This window comes from Thalassospira sp. ABL2_045 (genome assembly GCF_056161285.1).
This window is the reverse complement of record NZ_JBSWYV010000009.1, coordinates 187,024-204,036: the sequence shown is the minus strand read 5'-3', so window position 1 is coordinate 204,036 and position 17,013 is coordinate 187,024. Positions and strand designations below refer to the sequence as shown.

20 protein-coding genes are annotated in these 17,013 nt (G+C 53.8%); 9 read left to right on the top strand and 11 right to left on the bottom strand.

The genetic code is table 11. The features are described from left to right. Positions 1 to 140: 140 nt before the first annotated feature. Both ACXAIA_RS14245 and ACXAIA_RS14240 read right to left on the bottom strand, forming a co-directional pair. Positions 141 to 836: a DsbA family oxidoreductase gene (locus ACXAIA_RS14245; protein ID WP_475349903.1), complete on the bottom strand. Its 696-nt coding sequence runs from the start codon at positions 834 to 836 to the stop codon at positions 141 to 143. Positions 837 to 990: 154 nt separating this feature from the next. Continuing rightward, a complete protein-coding gene (locus ACXAIA_RS14240) occupies positions 991 to 1,239 on the bottom strand; it encodes a hypothetical protein (RefSeq protein WP_475349902.1) in 249 nt (82 codons plus the stop codon). Between the two features lie 336 nt (positions 1,240 to 1,575). Here ACXAIA_RS14240 and cimA point away from each other — a divergent pair, with 336 nt between their 5' ends. Beyond that, positions 1,576 to 3,189, top strand: coding sequence for a citramalate synthase (cimA, locus tag ACXAIA_RS14235; protein WP_475349901.1), 1,614 nt, complete (start codon positions 1,576 to 1,578; stop codon positions 3,187 to 3,189). A 159-nt stretch (positions 3,190 to 3,348) separates the two neighbouring features. After that, positions 3,349 to 4,125: an RNA methyltransferase gene (locus tag ACXAIA_RS14230; protein ID WP_475349900.1), complete on the top strand. Its 777-nt coding sequence runs from the start codon at positions 3,349 to 3,351 to the stop codon at positions 4,123 to 4,125. 103 nt (positions 4,126 to 4,228) lie between these two features. Here the strand turns inward: ACXAIA_RS14230 and ACXAIA_RS14225 are convergent, their stop codons facing one another. Continuing rightward, positions 4,229 to 4,810, bottom strand: coding sequence for a rhodanese-like domain-containing protein (locus tag ACXAIA_RS14225; protein WP_475349899.1), 582 nt, complete (start codon positions 4,808 to 4,810; stop codon positions 4,229 to 4,231). A gap of 18 nt (positions 4,811 to 4,828) precedes the next feature. Continuing rightward, positions 4,829 to 5,287: a DsrE family protein gene (locus ACXAIA_RS14220; protein WP_475349898.1), complete on the bottom strand. Its 459-nt coding sequence runs from the start codon at positions 5,285 to 5,287 to the stop codon at positions 4,829 to 4,831. 375 nt (positions 5,288 to 5,662) lie between these two features. Here ACXAIA_RS14220 and rpsD point away from each other — a divergent pair, with 375 nt between their 5' ends. Beyond that, the gene (gene rpsD, locus ACXAIA_RS14215; protein ID WP_008891604.1) at positions 5,663 to 6,280 is read left to right on the top strand and encodes a 30S ribosomal protein S4; all 618 of its coding nucleotides are present in this window, start codon (positions 5,663 to 5,665) and stop codon (positions 6,278 to 6,280) included. 232 nt (positions 6,281 to 6,512) lie between these two features. Then, the gene (locus ACXAIA_RS14210; protein ID WP_475349897.1) at positions 6,513 to 7,127 is read left to right on the top strand and encodes a hypothetical protein; all 615 of its coding nucleotides are present in this window, start codon (positions 6,513 to 6,515) and stop codon (positions 7,125 to 7,127) included. 79 nt (positions 7,128 to 7,206) lie between these two features. Here ACXAIA_RS14210 and ACXAIA_RS14205 read toward each other — a convergent pair whose 3' ends face one another. The 4 genes from ACXAIA_RS14205 to ACXAIA_RS14190 form a co-directional block, all read right to left on the bottom strand. Next, the gene (locus ACXAIA_RS14205) at positions 7,207 to 9,408 is read right to left on the bottom strand and encodes a mechanosensitive ion channel family protein (RefSeq protein ID WP_475349896.1); all 2,202 of its coding nucleotides are present in this window, start codon (positions 9,406 to 9,408) and stop codon (positions 7,207 to 7,209) included. A gap of 194 nt (positions 9,409 to 9,602) precedes the next feature. After that, positions 9,603 to 9,935, bottom strand: a complete 333-nt coding sequence (gene grxD / locus ACXAIA_RS14200) for a Grx4 family monothiol glutaredoxin (RefSeq protein ID WP_008891607.1) — start codon at positions 9,933 to 9,935, stop codon at positions 9,603 to 9,605. Positions 9,936 to 10,028: 93 nt separating this feature from the next. Further along, complete coding sequence (rarD, locus tag ACXAIA_RS14195) at positions 10,029 to 10,937, bottom strand: EamA family transporter RarD (protein ID WP_475349895.1); 909 nt, start codon at positions 10,935 to 10,937, stop codon at positions 10,029 to 10,031. Positions 10,938 to 11,124: 187 nt separating this feature from the next. Further along, positions 11,125 to 11,358, bottom strand: coding sequence for a BolA family protein (locus tag ACXAIA_RS14190; RefSeq protein WP_475344942.1), 234 nt, complete (start codon positions 11,356 to 11,358; stop codon positions 11,125 to 11,127). Positions 11,359 to 11,671: 313 nt separating this feature from the next. Here ACXAIA_RS14190 and ACXAIA_RS14185 point away from each other — a divergent pair, with 313 nt between their 5' ends. The 4 genes from ACXAIA_RS14185 (at position 11,672) to ACXAIA_RS14170 (ending at position 13,579) form a co-directional block, all read left to right on the top strand. Further along, positions 11,672 to 12,166, top strand: coding sequence for a glyoxalase superfamily protein (locus ACXAIA_RS14185; RefSeq protein ID WP_475349894.1), 495 nt, complete (start codon positions 11,672 to 11,674; stop codon positions 12,164 to 12,166). Further along, a complete protein-coding gene (locus ACXAIA_RS14180) occupies positions 12,163 to 12,621 on the top strand; it encodes a GIY-YIG nuclease family protein (RefSeq protein WP_475349893.1) in 459 nt (152 codons plus the stop codon). The genes ACXAIA_RS14185 and ACXAIA_RS14180 overlap by 4 nt, the downstream gene beginning before the upstream one ends. Before the next feature lie 62 nt (positions 12,622 to 12,683). Continuing rightward, complete coding sequence (locus tag ACXAIA_RS14175; RefSeq protein WP_475349892.1) at positions 12,684 to 13,166, top strand: hypothetical protein; 483 nt, start codon at positions 12,684 to 12,686, stop codon at positions 13,164 to 13,166. A 5-nt stretch (positions 13,167 to 13,171) separates the two neighbouring features. Continuing rightward, positions 13,172 to 13,579 carry a hypothetical protein gene (locus ACXAIA_RS14170; protein ID WP_475349891.1) on the top strand — a complete coding sequence of 136 codons (408 nt, stop codon included), beginning with the start codon at positions 13,172 to 13,174 and terminating at the stop codon, positions 13,577 to 13,579. A gap of 15 nt (positions 13,580 to 13,594) precedes the next feature. Here the strand turns inward: ACXAIA_RS14170 and moaA are convergent, their stop codons facing one another. From moaA to ACXAIA_RS14155, 3 genes are all read right to left on the bottom strand, one after another. After that, complete coding sequence (moaA, locus tag ACXAIA_RS14165) at positions 13,595 to 14,593, bottom strand: GTP 3',8-cyclase MoaA (RefSeq protein WP_475349890.1); 999 nt, start codon at positions 14,591 to 14,593, stop codon at positions 13,595 to 13,597. Between the two features lie 226 nt (positions 14,594 to 14,819). Continuing rightward, a complete protein-coding gene (locus ACXAIA_RS14160) occupies positions 14,820 to 15,632 on the bottom strand; it encodes a hypothetical protein (protein WP_475349889.1) in 813 nt (270 codons plus the stop codon). 151 nt (positions 15,633 to 15,783) lie between these two features. Further along, entirely contained in the window at positions 15,784 to 15,969 is a 186-nt protein-coding gene (locus ACXAIA_RS14155) for a DUF3553 domain-containing protein (RefSeq protein ID WP_475344960.1), read from the bottom strand. A 296-nt stretch (positions 15,970 to 16,265) separates the two neighbouring features. Here ACXAIA_RS14155 and ACXAIA_RS14150 point away from each other — a divergent pair, with 296 nt between their 5' ends. After that, positions 16,266 to 16,871, top strand: coding sequence for a histidine phosphotransferase family protein (locus tag ACXAIA_RS14150; RefSeq protein ID WP_475349888.1), 606 nt, complete (start codon positions 16,266 to 16,268; stop codon positions 16,869 to 16,871). Positions 16,872 to 17,013: the final 142 nt, after the last annotated feature.

Genomic DNA, 17,013 nt, shown 5'->3' with positions numbered 1-17,013 from the left:
CTGTGCACCGTGAACGGGTGGTGGCCACCACCCGTTCAAACAAAAGAGGCAGAAGGATCATAACAAATCCTTCTGCCTCTCAATGTATAAGCCCGGTCCAATGGACCGGGCTTTGATTGATTGTTTCTTGGGAACTGAAATCAGGCGTCGTTTTGTGCTTCGGCGAGGATTTCATCCCCTTGGCGGGCGATTTCCGACAGGGCCTGTTCGAAGACTTCGGGCGGATGGCCACCGGAAATGGCGAATTTGCCATTCACGACATAGGTCGGTACCGAACTGATGCCGGCATCGCCAAATTCATCTTCCTCGGCGCGGACTTCCTTGGCGAACTCGTCGCTGGCAAGGATTTCGGCGGCACGGTCTGCCGGAAGTCCAACTTCCTCGACCGCACGTTTGAGAACACCGTGATCAGCAGTATTGTCACCGCCCTGGAAATAGGCGGCAAACAGATTGAGTTTGAGGGCAGTCTGCTGACCATACTCACCTTCCTTGCCTGCCCAGTAAATCAGGCGGTGGGCGTCAAAGGTGTTGTAGATGCGCGAATCTGATCCGAAATGAATCGGGAAGCCGACATTTTCACCCATCATGGTGATGCGCGCGCGGTTATCGGCACTCTGATCGGCGGTCAATCCGTACTTTTCATTGATGTGTTCGGAAAGGTCCTGACCTTCGGGCGGCATGTCACGGTTCAGTTCGAACGGGTGCCAGCGCAGGGTCACATCAATTTCACCGTCCAGACGGCTGATGGCATCTTCGAGGTTCTTGTAACCGATGATGCACCACGGGCAGACCACGTCCGAAACAATGTCGATCTGCATGGGGATGGCTTTGGTCATTGGAATAGAATTGCCTTGGTTTATGGTACGTTGTTGCTACCCCAACACATAATCGACATGGCGTCAAACGCAAGGAAAGACTGGCCTTGCGCGTTCTGAACGGCCTTTTTATCAGTTTTTTGTGATTTTTCCGGGGCTTGCCCGGAATGATCGATCAGTTTGGTTGTCGCCGGGCGTTGTCGACCATGTATTCGGCGAAGGTTTCAAGGATCGGGCAGGACCATTCCGCACGGGTCAATTCCCCGTCGCGTTCCCAATCACCATACCAGCGTTCATCAATGTCCCGGAAAATGGTGTAACGGGCAAACCGGTCTGATGCAGTCCAGCAATTGCGACCCGACCGTTCCCATGTCAGGCCGGCGAGCATCATGATGTCAACGCTGGCGGAGGCGTCTTTTACCATTGTTATTGTCCTTGGACGTCGCGCGATCATTTTAAGTCTTGGTTGTGCAGGGCTTTGATCACGCAGCCTACAATATACAATAAAGTTAATCATCGAGTGGTGGGGGTTACAATCATTCAAGGGGACAGGTCCGCTATCCTAAAGGTGGGTAATTTGTTGAAATAGAGTGGAAATTGTCTCTGAAATGCCAATGCGCGTAATGCTGTTGCGCTGATGGCTGTTTTGCGGCAATTTGCCAGACCCGTAAAAGACATGGAAACATGAGCCTTGCGGCCAGAACAGAGACGGCTCACCAAACCGCCGTCATCGAGAGACTATCGATCAGTTGGAATGAAAATGTCAGACAAGCGCGTCTATCTCTATGACAGTACCCTGCGTGACGGGCAGCAGACCCAGGGCGTGGATTTTTCGGCCGCGGACAAAACCGCGATTGCCAAGGCGCTGGACGAATTGTCGATTGACTATATTGAAGGCGGCTGGCCCGGGGCGAACCCGACCGATGACGCATTTTTTGCCAATCCGCCCAAGCTCAAGAATTCCAAACTGACGGCCTTTGGCATGACGCGCCGTGCCGGGCGTTCAGCATCAAATGATCCCGGGCTGACCAGCCTGGCGCAAAATGCACCGATCGTGTGCATGGTCGGCAAAAGCTGGGACTTTCAGGTCACCGAGGCACTCGGTATCGAGCTTGATGAAAACCTTGCGATGGTTGCAGATTCCATTGCGCATCTGAAAACCAAGGTTTCCGAAGTCATGTTCGATGCCGAGCATTTCTTTGATGGCTACAAGGCCAATCGGGACTATGCGCTTTCGGCGATCAAGGCGGCCTATGATGCCGGCGCGCGCTGGGTTGTGTTGTGTGACACCAATGGCGGCACGCTGCCCGACGAGATTTTTGACATTGTTACCGATGTCTGCAGCCAGATCCCCGGCACCCATGTTGGCATTCATTGCCATAATGATACGGAAAACGCGGTCGCGAACTCGCTGGCTGCGGTCCGTGCCGGTGCCCGACAGGTACAAGGCACATTGAACGGCCTTGGCGAGCGGTGTGGCAATGCCAACCTGATCTCGATCATTCCGACATTGATGCTGAAGATGGGCTATGACGTGGGCATTTCCCATGATCAACTGACCAGTCTTCGTCGCATTTCACATATTCTCGATGAGCGGCTTAACCGTGAACCGCTGCGTCAGGCGGCCTATGTCGGGGACAGCGCCTTTGCCCATAAGGGCGGCTTGCATGTTTCAGCAGTCGAAAAGAACCCGACCTGTTACGAGCATGTCGAACCGCATCTGGTGGGCAATCAGCGCCATATTCTGGTTTCTGATCAGGCAGGGCGGTCCAACATTCTGGCGCGGTTCCGCGAGATTGGCGTGGATGTCGATCCGAAATCAGAAGCCGTTGGCAAGCTGGTTGAAACCGTCAAACAGCGTGAATTTGATGGCTATGCCTATGACGGGGCCGAGGCCAGCTTTGAACTGCTGGCACGCAAGGCGATGGGCGAGCTTGATCGCTATTTCCGTGTGACATCTTTCCGTGTGATTGACGAACGTCGCTGGGTCGATGATCAGGACGAGCAGGTCATCACCATGAGTGAGGCTACCGTCAAGGTCGTGGTTGGCGATGAACAGTTCATGTCGGTCGCCGAGGGGAATGGTCCGGTCAATGCCCTTGATGCTGCGCTTCGCAAGGTCCTTTTGACCGTGCCGGAATATCGCGAAGCGGTCGAGCAGATCGAACTGATCGATTATAAGGTCCGCATCATAACCCGCGGCGATGGCACGCGTGCGGTAACCCGCGTCATGATCGAAAGCCGCGACGGGGAGGGCAATAACTGGGCGACGGTGGGTGTTTCAACCAACATCATCGAGGCGTCCTATAACGCGCTTCGTGATTCTATCACCTATAAGCTGTTCAAGTCGGGCGTGCGCAGCCAGCACGCCTGATAACAGATCACGTTTTAGATACAGCCGGACCGGATCAAGGCCCGGCTGTTTGTCGTTGAGATAAGGAGGCTGGCGCGAACGGTTGGCTTTTGCTAAGTAAGCGCCAATATGGACGGGGATGCCCGATCAACCTTCCTTTGACGACCGGAGATGAACGCGATGAGCGAGCCCATCGGCAGTGCCAAGCCTGAAACAGGCGGGATTGCCAATCCACCCGTGATCATTATGATCGAACCGCAGCTTGGCGATAATATTGGCAAGGCCGCGCGTGCGATGCTGAATTGTGGTTTGGTGGATTTGCGTCTGGTGCGTCCACGCGATGGCTGGCCCAATGAACGGGCGACCGCCAATGCATCGGGTGCTGACATCGTCATTGATAACACCAAGGTGTTCGAGCGCGAAGAAGACGCGCTGGCGGATCTCAATCGTGTTTATGTCACCACGGCCCGCACGCGCGATGCCATCAAACCGGTTTTCACGCCCAAGGGACTGGCACCAGAAATGCGCAGCGTGATTACGCGCGGCGAGAAAGTCGGGGTGATGTTTGGCCCGGAGCGTACCGGTGTGCGCAATGAACATGTCGCCATGGGCGATGCGGTGGTCACTGTGCCGCTTAATCCCGGTTTCACCTCGCTCAATCTGGCGCAGGCGGTTCTTTTGATCGGGTATGAATGGTGGCAGGCGGGCGTTGATGTGCCCGATTATCAATTGATGATGGCCGACACCTTCCCGGCGACCAAGGATGATATGGAACGTCTTTTCGTTCATCTTGAAAACGAACTTGATGCGTCGGGCTTCTTCCGGGTGCCCGAAAAGCGCCCCGGCATGGAACGCAATATCCGTAACATCTTTAACCGCGCAAACCTGACCCATCAGGAAGTCCAGACCCTGCGCGGCATGATCGTTGCGATGCGCGGCGGCAAGTACAAGCCTTAAGACCATACTGGTTTGCCAAGAAACAAAGGGCTCCCCGACCTTGGTCTGGGAGCCCTTTGTTGTTTGTGGTAGGGCGGTTGGCAAAGCGCCCAATCGTCAGGTGTTACGGCCGATCGAGGCGATAGATCTTGTCCGGGTTCGGTTTGCTTTGCCAAGGCAGGCCGTCATTCTGCCAGCCATTGAGCAGGCGCAGACCTTTCTGCGGGCCTTCCTTGATCGCACTGCCCTGAAAGCCGTGAACGACATAGTGGGCATTGGTAAAACCGTTTTCCTGCAGGAAGGCGGCACTTGGTTTGCCGCGTTCGCTGCCTGATCGGCACATGGTGATCACGGTGGCGTCCTTATCCATGCCGCGTGCTTTCAGGGCTGCTTCGATTTCGGCTGCAAAGTCCGGGTTGCGATAAAGTCGGAAGCGGCCCTTTTCGGCGTCCCACTGGGTGCGATCCACCATCAGATAGGGGATGTTGATGTCGACCGCGTCGGTAAAGCCGACAAACAGGATTTCCACCGGGTCACGAACATCAACAAACAGCACGTTGTCCTTTTGCGATGAAAGGTCGAGCGCCTTTGTGGTGGAAATTCCCAGATCGTCAGCCTTGGCCGAAACCGGAAGGGCGGCGGAAACGGCGATGGCACAAAGCAAAGCCAGACCGGCCAGGATGGGGCGAATTTTAAACATGTTCATCATCGGGGTCCTTGGGGCTTAGAACGAAAAGACGCGGGTGTCTTCATCAACCATCATCTTGGCCATGGCGGGCGGGGTTGCGACACCAATGCCATCGCGAAGCGCGGTTTGATCATGCGAACTGTTGGGCAGATAAAGTGCGCAGACATTAACCGTCGCACCGCCAGCCATCAGCTTGGCCAGAAGCTGTTCGGGGGTGGCTTTCTTGGGTTCAAGGGCCGGGCTTTGCGTTGCGCTGAGTGCAATGTCGCCTGCCGTGTCACATAACAGAACATCGACCTGCACACCTTGGGCCTGCATGGTGTTGCCAAGAACCATCGCCATGCCCTGGGTTTGCAGGGATGGGCTGGTCAGGATGATCAGGGCCTTGTCAATTTTGTCATCCGCCTTGGCAATAGCGACATTCAAAACAAGAAGAACAGCCATCAGAAGGAACATGAAGGCAAAACGGCCGGGCGTGATGGTGGATTTGTCCATGGGGCGCTCCAAATTCTAGATTATCAATTAATGATAATGTTTTAATTTGGAGGTGGATTTGGGCGATATGACAATCGTCAATATGGTGTGAAAACAGGACTAAGGCCTTGGAAAGCCCTCAGATAATGTGGGCTGGTTTGAAAAAGCCTTGCACGGGGATGCCAAGCCCTGCAAAAACTGCAGGCAGTGCTTGCGTTCGCAGGTCATGGAAACGGCCATTTTCGTTTGACTCTCGGGCCGTGATCTCTATATTGCGCCTCACTTCCGAGAAAGTGGGTCGAAACAGGTGGTTTCGTCCCCGTTCCGCATGTCTGTCTTCAGGCGGTTGGAAACTATCGGGACAATAAGTGATCTTTAAAAAAAGAGAGTTACAAAATGTCGAAACGTATTGCTGCAAAGCATAAGATTGACCGCCGCCTTGGTGTGAACCTTTGGGGCCGTGCAAAATCGCCGCTGAACAAGCGCGAATATGCACCGGGCATGCATGGTGCCACCCGTCGTAAGAAGCCGACCGACTATGGTACTCAGCTGTTCGCTAAACAGCAGCTCAAAGGCTACTACGGCTCGATCTCTGAAAAACAGTTCCTGCGCTACTACAAAGAAGCGTCCCGTCGCCCGGGCGATACCTCCGAGCATCTGGTTGGTATTCTTGAGCAGCGCCTTGATGCGGTTATCTACCGCATGAAATTCGTTCCGACCGTGTTTGCTGCACGTCAGTTCGTTAACCACGGCCACATTCTTGTCAACGGCAAGAAAGTAACCATCCCGTCCTACCTTGTTAAAGAAGGTGACGTTGTCGAAGTGAAATCCGCTTCGCGCGAAATCCCGATGGTTATGGAAGCAGCCAACCTGAACGAACGTGACGTTCCGGAATATCTCGACGTTGACGCGAAGGCCTTCAAAGGCACCTTCGTTCGCGTTCCGAAATTCGCTGAAATTCCGTACCCGGTTCAGATGCAGCCGAACCTGGTTATCGAATTCTACTCGCGTTAATCCTTACGGGTTTCGCGACGAACCGATACGAAAACGCCCGCTGGAAACAGCGGGCGTTTTTGTTTGTCTAACGAACCACGCTAGATGCATAGCTTTTTGTACTGTTCAGATTAATTGGTTTAAATTGCAGGTTGTTTTTCGGCTTCAGGGATTTTAGCTGTATGCTATTTTTTTTGTGGGCTGCTGATCGCTCCAATTTTCCTATCTTAGTTATTCAGTTTCGAGGTTCGCCGTGAGTAAGAAATTTCTCCTGTTCTTATTATTTTTCGCGGTTGTTGGTTCGTGGTTTGCGTATAGCAAGTTCCAACAAGCCAAATTGCAGGAGGAGAGAGAGCTTGAGCTATTAAGAAAGGAACAGGCGATCCTTGCGGAGGTCGCAAACCTAAAAAAAAACTACAACGCAGATTCAAATTGGATGAGACAATTAACTAATGGCTCTTCGGTTCGGTTAGATCCGATAATGACTATTGAGCTTGAAAGAGTGTGGCTGAAAGAAAAACCAATAATATTCTTCGGAAGTATTTTGGATGTTTCTACTGATGATTCAGATAATTACCGCTTAGAGATTGAAAGAGGTTTTTACGGTAGTTTCGGGGCTGTATTGGATACAGATTTGAGATTGTCTCTCTTATATCCTCGAGATAAATTCGACAGTTTTGTAGGGCGCTACCCTGAAGTAATTCGTGCAGACAGGGTTTTATCAGGTATTGTTGTTGTGGCTGATATTGAAAGTATAAGCTCTCAAGAGATACCGGATGCCGATAGCGAATACATTGACATTAAAGTTGGTAAAGGGAAAATGTTGGACATTATCTACTCAGGTAGCGTCATCCCTAAACAATTTTAGCGAAGCGTCCACCATTTAGTTGCCGAAGGTTTCATATTTATGCTCTAAAGACTGAAATAACTGTGATATCCCAGAGCAGTTATTCTTTACGTGTATTAAGCTGCTCGGAGGCCTGCTGGGCCGCGGCGGCCACGGCTTCCTGCTTTTGTTCCGGTGTGGCGTCGGCGGGCACGGCGACCTTGACGTCGCGCGAGGCCATCTGGATGCCGTTTTCCTTGAACATGGCGAGAACCCGCTGATAGACGGTTTTGCGGATCATGAACTGTTCGCCGGGTTTGGAGGTATATTTCAGCCCGATCACCATGTTGAATTCTTCCATGCGGCGCACGCCCTGGGATTTCAACGGTTCGATGAAGCTGTCCCCGATCAGCGGATCTTCAAGCAGCTCTGCGGCGAGTTTTTTGACCAACTTCTTGACCTTGTTGACATCCGTTTCAAACGGCACGCGGAATTCAAGCTTCACAATCACCCAGTCGCGGCTGTGGTTGACGATGGATTTGATCTCGCCAAACGGGACGGTCTGAAGCGGGCCGCGGTGATGGCGCAACTGCATGGAGCGGATCGAGATATTTTCGACCCGGCCACGCAGATTTTCAACTTCGATATATTCGCCAAGGCGAAAAGCATCATCGAGCAGGAAGAACACACCCGCCACCACATCGCGCACCAGCGCCTGACTGCCAAAGCCAAGCGCCAGTCCCACAACACCGGCACCGGCAATCAGCGGCCCGATATCAACGCCCAGCGATGACAGCGCAACCATCACCACCATGATGACAATCACGGTCAGCGCAAAGTTCTTGAGCAATGGCAGAAGTGTCTCGACCCGGGACAGTCCGGATCCGCCGCCTTCATCCCCTGCATTGCCCTGATTGGACGCATTCATGCGTTCATCAAGGAAGGTCTTGATCAGCGACCAGATCAGATCGGCGATCAGAAGGATCATGATGATTTCGGTCGAACTATCAATGATCCGGGCAAGGATCCCGGCATCGTTGGCCTGTGCGAGGCGGTCAAAGCCCCAGATGCGCCACCAGCTTGCCAGCACAAACACCAGTGCAAGAAGCCGGACACCGCGTTTGAGAACCTTGGTAAAGACCGGCGCCTTGGGTTTGACGGGTTCGAACTCCTCGTCATTCTCAAGGGCGATGGCTTCCAAACGTGCGTTATGTTCGGCGGCTTCCTGCTCTGCGACTTGCAATTTCTTGCGATGCTGGCTTTCGATGATGTTGCGGAAGACGACATCAAACAGGCAGGCAATGCCAATGGCGAGAAGCGCTTTCAGGATGCGTTCCGCGCCGATGACGGCAACCCCGCCCACCAGGATGAACCAGCCACAAACAATCACCGGCCACAGGCGGGCCATGGATGTCGGCAGGGCCATTTTTTCAACATCACGGCTCGAAACGTGGCTGGCAAAGAAACTCCCAAGCGACAGGGTGGCTGCACAAAAGGCAATGACTGAAATCACCACGGCGAGATCAAACAGGATGATATCGCCCGCGACCATGGTGGGGGCCGCGCTGAAGACCCCGGCAAGTGCAAAGGCAAACAATGAAATGCCCGCAGCCCAAGTGAGGCTTTTGGTCAGGACCCTTGCCGCCAGCGGATCGACATTGATCATGCGCAGCCCTTCGGCCTTGGGCGCGAACAGGAATTGCAGGATGATGACCAGAACCCGAAGCGCAAAGAACGCCATCAGAAGCGACATCACCGCCGCCTTCATGATGTCTGGCCAGTCGAACATCATGAACGTGCCAAGCGATCCAATGGCAAAAACAAACAGCGACAGCAGCGACAGGATACTGAGTGCCAGAATATGTTTGAGGCGTTCGGCAAATTTTTTGGGTGTGCGGGCTTCGAGATAGGCGCACATCGGTGCTGACAGCCTGCGATAGATCACCTCGGCCAGTATGCCGACACCCACGAACACGATGGTGAACAGCACGATCCGCATCAGACCACTTTTGCCAAAGTCGCTTGCAAGCAAATCCTGCGTGGCGGCGATTTCGCCCGGCAGGGCGTCAAGCCCACGGATCGTTTCGGCGATGCGCGCCTGTGTCCGGGCCACCCCTTCGTCAAGGAAGCCATAATAGCTGAAGGTTTCGGCAACCACGCCATCATCGGGGGAAGGGGAACTATTGGCTGCGGTGGTGTCTTCAGCGCCCCCCATTGCGGCAACCGCGGCCACCTGTGCCTGTGCGGGCACGACGGGTGCGATGAAAGACATCGCAAACAGCCAGATGGCAAAACATGCCATTGTTTTGATTGCTGATTTCATGCCGGTGACCTTCCCCTGTGGCGCAATGGACAGCATGGGTTAAAGATGGGGAGGGATCGTGAAACCATCAAGAAATAGTTTTGCAGGCGTCGACAAATGATCGCATTGGGAGTGTTTTTTTAGGCAGGCAGATACAAAAAAACGCGCTGGCGGGTGACCGCACAGCGCGTTTGAATGTTGGGATTGCGCAGCACTTAAGCGGCAGCAACGCCCTTGTCTTTAAGGTGCTGGGACAGCTCGCCGCTGGCAGCCATTTCACGTACGATATCGCAACCGCCAAGGAACTCGCCTTTGACGTAAAGCTGCGGAATGGTCGGCCAGTTCGAGAAGTCCTTGATGCCCTGACGGATGGCCGGATCGACCAGTACGTTGACATCCTTGAACGGAACGCCGATCTCGGCCAGAACCTGCACAACAGCAGCGGAGAAGCCGCACTGCGGGAACATTGCGGTCCCTTTCATGAACAGGACGACGTCATTGTCATCGACGTCTTTCTGGATGCGCTCGAATACCGGATTGTCGGTCATGATGATTGTCCTTGGCTTTGGGCGGTGATCTCTCGACCGCAAATTCGGGTTAAACTTTTATGGCCGAAGATATGGCTGGAACCTGCGGTTCTGTCAACTCTTGGCGCGATTTTGCCGCGCGGTGCGCAGGTTATCCCAGGTGAAAATACCCAAGCCGAACCAGACCAGCGCGTATGTCACCATGTGGGCGGAGGTAAAGAGCTCACCGAAAATCATGACCGCGATAATGAATTGCAGGGTCGGGTTGATATACTGCATCAATCCGAGGACGGAGAATTTCATGTTGCGCGCGGCATAGGCAAACAGCACCAGCGGTGCGGTTGTGCAAACGCCCAGCCCGATCAGAAGGGCATCTTCGACCCGGCCAATCTGCCCGAATGTCATGGTGCCGTTATCGGCAAGCCAGATCAGATATCCCAGCGCAAATGGCGTTAGCAGAATGCATTCGACAAACAAACCCGCAATCGGGTCCGCCGGGACGAACTTGCGGATCACGCCATAAAAGCCAAACAGGGTCGAAAGACCAACCGCGACCCACGGCATGTTGCCGTAAAACACCAGAAGGTTGAGAACACCCGCCGTACAGATCAGGACGGAGATGATCTGAATACGATTAAGGCTTTCGGCAAAGAAAATGCGCCCGAGGATCAGCATGATCAGCGGCATGATGTAATAGCCAAGGCTGGCTTCAAGGGCGTGCGCATTGTTCACCGCCCAGATATAAAGCAGCCAGTTGCCCGCAACCAGCAGGCTGCTGGCAAACAGCAATCCAACGGTCCGTGCCGAAGATATCAGTTGCCACAGCTTGGCACCGCGCCCCAGCGCGAAGACCAAGGCAAGTGTCAGCACAGCCGACCAGATGATCCGGTGAGACAGGATTTCAAGCGGAGTGGCAAAAGCGACCTGTTTGAAATACAGGCCGAAAAAACCCCAGCAGACGAAGGCACCAAGGCCGGCGAGGGGGCCGGGGCCAATCAGTGCAGGTTTTTCCTGAGAAGACATTGGGGCGAGACCTAACGTTTGGCGGTGGTCAGTGAATGGGGCTGTGACCGGCCGCTACGTCTTTGGACCAGTTCAGGATGAGCTGAAAATCAGCGAGGGCCGGAATGAAACGGCCCTCGAAAAGTCTGGCAAGGCGTCATGGTGGTGGTGAGGTGGCGCTGCGCCTTGCAGCTAAAAAGACTGGAAATCAGTCCGGTGCAGAGGTCTGCAGGGCCAGCGCATGCAGATCGCCGCCCATTTTACCCTTGAGTGCGGAATAGACCATCTGGTGCTGAACAACGCGGGTTTTGCCGCGGAACTGTTCGGAGACAACAATTGCTGCGTAATGATCGCCATCGCCGCGCAAATCCTCGATGCGGACCTTTGCATCGGGCAGGGCTTCCTTGATCATGCTTTCGATTTCATAGGCTTCCATGGCCATGGCGCGTATTCCTCATGGTTGATCGGCGCAATATTCGGGACCGCCGATATGACTTCTTTTGACTGGTATATGTCGTTGTTAAGGGGGCTGTCAATTTTTGTGAAACGCCCGTTATCCGGTGATGACAGCCAACGCGTAGGCCTTGTGTTTACGCCGATATTGGGCTAACACGCATTCTTCTGGTTGCGCACACCTGCCGTCCGCAAGGTTTATGCCTTTGGTAAAGTGCGTTGAATGAATTTTTCGGACCCGTTTCCCGATCAGGGTACGGCCCGGCAATGCGGACCCCCGGCCTCCTGCGTGGAGACGAATAATGACTTCCAATACGCTTAATATCGAATCTACCGATCATCAGGCTGATACGACCGAGGCGCTCAAGGCACAGGCAAAACGCCTGCGCAAGGCCCTGGCGGCGCGTGACGTATCCATTTCCCATACCGGTTCATTGGAACTTCTGGCGCAAAGTCACGGATACCGTGACTGGAACACCGCCATTGCGATGGCAAGGCGCAATATCCCGACCAGTGTGTCGGACCTTGGCATTGGCAAACGCTTTGCCGGGTCTTACCTCGGCCATGCGGTGACCGGGCTTATTCGCAGTATCACTGCCACCGCGACACCGGGCGTGTTTCGGGTTGAGGTGCATCTGGACGAGCCGGTGGATGTGGTGGCCTCAAAAAGGTTTACCGGTTTTCGCCAACGCATTGGCGCGCGGATCAATGAACATTGCGAACCGGTCCTGACCAACGGCATGGCGGCCCCCGGTCTTTCGATTGACCTGTTGTTAAAAGAGCCCGCCCGCGCGTGAGCACCTTTATCAAAGAGATAAATGACGAAACCCTCCGGCAGCTTCCCAAAGTTGCCGGAGCCTACGTGCTGGTCATCGAACTTGCCGCCGACGTGACCCTGCAAAACAAACGCTTTGTCGGAACGACCCTGGCTAGGGGCACCTACCTTTATTGCGGCTCGGCCAACGGCCCCGGCGGCATTGCTGCGCGCGTCAAACGCCACTGCAAGACGGACAAGAAACCCCACTGGCATGTCGATGAGCTGACCTCACACGGCGCCGGAAAAGTGATTTCAGTGCTGGTCGTGCCCGGTGGGAATGAGTGTGTGCTGCGGGCTGCTTTGCAGAAACCAGAAACACAGGTCCCGGTTCCGGGATTTGGCAGCAGTGATTGCAGCGATTGTGCATCACACCTTCATCAGGTCGTAGATGGAGGTTTGAATTCGATTTGGAATTGTATGCTTTCGGTGAAATAAGATATTATTGAAATAGACTTGAGGAGAATTTGGCCGCAATTTGGTCGTATATTGGTAGCTGTATGAGAAACAAAATCCTCGTTCATGTGGGTGTGCTTGCTGCAATAATCACCTTTGCGTGTGCAGCTATAGGTGTTGTAGCGATTTTTTCTATTGGTTTTCTGCAGCAGAACACTTTGTTGGTTTTAACCCACGCCGGTTACTTAGTTTTTTGCGCTTATCTGGCGTGGCTTGTCCTGAAAAAGCCATCGGGAGCGCTACTAGAAAGTCCGAAGATAAAGAAGATTTTGCCTGGGAATATTGTATTAGTTGAATATGTTCCTTGGCTTGGTCTTGACGTAATGACAGCGGTCTACATCCTAGAGGCAGATTACGAAGTCTTAATATGCGTAGGAAAAGTCCATAACGTGCAGTCCAATGGGTACGTGCAGATTTTAATGAAAGCCGATGCCAGAGGTGTTGCAGATTTAGCTGAGGCGATGGACCTTTTATCGAAAGCTGAGCCTTCTACTATTTTGATCAAGCCAGGTTTATATCGGGGTTAATGGTTATGAGCGACGTTTATTCAGGCATGGCCAAAGTGGTTGCCATTATTGATGATTACAAGTTTGTCATAAATAAAGGCGATAGAGATGGTGTCGCAATTGGTGATAACTATCTTGTTTTTGGTCTTGGAGAAGCAATTAGTGACCCTGAGAGCAACGAAGACCTTGGGCGGCTGGAGCTTGTTAGAGGCCGTGCCAGTGTCGTGCACGTACAAGAAAAACTCTCTACACTGGAAAGTAAAGAATTTGAACGCTCGGCAGGAAGAAAGAAGATTATAAGAAAAGAAGGGGCCGGAGCGGGATTAGCGGGCCTTTTTGGACAAATACCAACTGTCGAGGAGATCGAAGAGGGCGGCGATACCTATCAAAAAAACTTAGGCGTAATTATAGGCGATTTAGCTCGGCCTGTTTAAGAGATAGCCTGCCTTCTAACCGCCCGTCATGCTCATATGCCGCCCCACTGCTGGCTTCTGGCATTTGCGGTCAATGACGAAGTCGTGGCCCTTGGGTTTGAGGTCCATGGCGGCATCAAGCATCTGATCAAGCGCACGCGGGTCGCCGGTACGAAGGGCGGCGCGCAGGTCAACGTGGTCTTCCTGGCCGAGGCACATGTAAAGGGTGCCGGTACAGGTTACGCGCACGCGGTTACAGCCTTCGCAGAAATTATGGGTCAGCGGCGTTATGAAGCCAAGGCGCCCGCCGGTTTCGGCCACGGTGGTATAGCGGGCCGGTCCCGGTGTGGCGTATTCGGACGGGATCAGCGTGTATTCCTGTTCCAGCCGTTCGCGCACCGCGGTCAGCGGCAGATATTGGTCGGTGCGGTCGCCGTCAATGTCGCCAAGCGGCATGGTTTCGATCAGGCAGAGGTCAAAGCCTTCCTTGCCGCACCAGGAAACAAGGCGAGACATTTCGTCTTCGTTGAAGTTGCGCAGCGCAACCGTATTGATCTTGATCGAAATCCCGGCCTGTTTGGCGGCTTCAAGCCCGGTGAGTACCTGTTCAAGGCGGCCGCGGCGGGTGATTTCGGTGAATTTCTGGGAATCCAGACTATCAAGCGAGATGTTGAGGCGCTTGACGCCCAATCGCGCCAGATCGTCGGCATAGGTGGCAAGCTGGCTGCCATTGGTGGTCATGGTCAGTTCATCAAGCGCGCCGGTTTCAAGATGGCGCGACAGATTGGCAATCAGATCCATGATGCCCCGGCGCACCAGCGGTTCGCCCCCGGTCAGGCGCAGTTTGCGCACGCCGCGCGTAATGAAAGCCGTGCAAAGCTGATCGAGTTCTTCGAGCGAGAGAACTTCGGATTTCGGCAGGAAGGTCATGTTTTCCGCCATGCAATAGGTGCAGCGGAAATCGCAGCGGTCGGTTACCGAAACGCGCAGGTAAGAGACATGTCTGCCGTATTTGTCGATCAGGGGCTTGGTCATGGTGGCGATTTAGACCGTACTCTCGGGTTTACGGGGCTTTTATAATGGTTCTTGTTTTAACCTTTATAAGGCGACTGTCGCATAGCAGACGGGGGTTTGACCAGTCTGTTTCGATCTTGCGCGATCACCTTTCCGTCAGGTGAAAACGAACAAAGCCGCCCTGTGTTCCCTTGGAAACCCGGGGGCGGCTTTGATTTTTGGGTTTTCGGTCTTTCGGTCTGGTCGATCAGGTCGAAAGGCGTGCGACATCCGCATCAATGCATTTGACGACTTCGCGCAGCGTTGCAACATCTTCGCTGCCCATCTTTGCAACCAGCTCGGCGGAATGTTCCGGCACGGCCAGGGTTTTGCGGACATCGGCAAACAGCGCGTCAAGCAGGCGAATGCAATGGGCTTCGGTGAATACCCAACGTTCTTCGCCCTGGGTCATGTTGTCATTGACCAGCTGGATCAGCCATTTCTTGCGGTGTTCATAGTTGCTGAAATGAAGGGCCATACGCGCAAACACCAGATTGACGCGCGACCGTACTTCCGGCGCCTTGGCAAGGTGATCCCAATATTCAGCCGGATTGCGTAGATCATCATCTTCGTTAGCGTGGGCTTCGATGATTTCATGAATTTCGCGGTCGATTTCCTGAAGCATGTCCATGCCGACCATCATGCGAATGACCTTGAAGAAGGGCTGCAGGATGGTACGAGACAACGCGCCATGTTCGGTATCGCCCGCTTCGTTGCCTTCAAGCAGATGATCAAAGCGTGACACCAGCAAACGGCCAAACGGATCATGGCGGACTGCGGCATGTTCGCGGGCCTTGATCACTTCGAGATCGGCCTCGAACACGGCCCATGCATTATCAAACAGTTCTTCATTGTCGCGCAGACCATCAACGGCCTTGAGGATCTGTTCCTCGGTAATGGTGCCACCGTGGTTGCGGGCATGAAGCACAAGCCCCTGGGCAAATTGTTCCAGCACGGTGAAGGCAGCGGCATGATGGCGCTGCTTGAAGCTGTCACGGGGTGGTTTGTTGACTGCGATCATGTGGTTCGAGACCTTCTTAAGACTGTTTTGCTCATGTCAGGTTCATCTATCCAGCGTTTGATAGAGTCCATCTTGTATCGTGAATTCATTAACAATCTGAGCAATCTGTGTGCCAAGTGTCGGTCTTCCTGACCTGTCGTGATCGGGTGGCTTATTCGTAGCCGCCCGCCGCTTCGACGATTTCCAGCACCACGTATCTCGGGCGGATGATCTGGCGGCCGGCCTCTTCGAAATTGACCGCGATTCGATCCCCGTCGACGGCCTGAATACGGCCCAATCCCCAGTCGGGCTGGTCGGGATGGCGCACGATGGCGCCCGGCGTCAGCAAGAAATCCATTGCGTACTCTGTATCCTGTGTAGCTGCGTTCAATATAGGCCGTTTGCGGTGTGCACGCAATTTGCGGCTGTCTTCCTGCCGGGGCAAAACCGGCCCGGCTCGGCCAAGGGGTAAAAATTGCCGGGTCTCAAAGGCCTGATTTTCGAGCGTGCTAAATAAGCTCTTAATATATCGGGGGCAATCTTGTGGCTTCTGCGGACAGCTTGTCTGATGTGATCAGGCTGTTTGCGATCGGGCATCATGTTTTGGGGACATGATGCGATGAAGACATGCAAAGACCTTGGAGAGCCCGCGCTATGGTAGAGGATGCCACCCTTGAACTGACGCTGATTGAGTTGATCAGTTCGCGGATCTGTCATGATCTTGTCGGCCCGGTGGGTGCGGTCAATGCCGGGGCGGAATTGATGGGTGAAGACGGGGTTGGCGATGATGAGGCGCTGGCTTTGATGCGCAAAAGCGGGCTTGAGGCGGCGCGCCGCTTGCAGCTTTTCCGGTTGGCGTTTGGACGTGCGGGCAGCAGTGCCGATACGGGGGCGATGCGCGAAGCCGCAAGACAGACTTATGCCGCCGAGGGCAAGGTAACATTGGAATGGCCTGATCTTCCGATTGATCCATCGCATGGGCGAATCGTATTGAACATGGTTATGCTTGCCCGTGAGGCATTGCCTTTTGGTGGAACGCTGTCTGTGACACGCGACTCCGACAAGGTAACGGTTCTGGGCGAGGGCAAAAGAGCAGCGTTGCGCCCTGAAATCATGAATGTTTTGGAAAAAGAAGTCTCTGCAGATGCGCTCGATCCGCGCAATGTTCAGGCATTTTTCTTGCGGAAACTGGCTAAACTCGGCGGTGGCGTGCTTTCGGTCTTGCAACAGGACGGAAATATTGCATTGATCTATGGATAAAAATTTGACCTGCAGGTCTGGTAATAGCGTGTGATAGCTTCTACGTAAGATACCGATGTATAGTATGGTTCTAGTCTGTCGACGTTGTAATGGGAGTTCCAGTTCCGGCAAGCAATTGATTGTTGGAGTTTTGGAGGGGGTA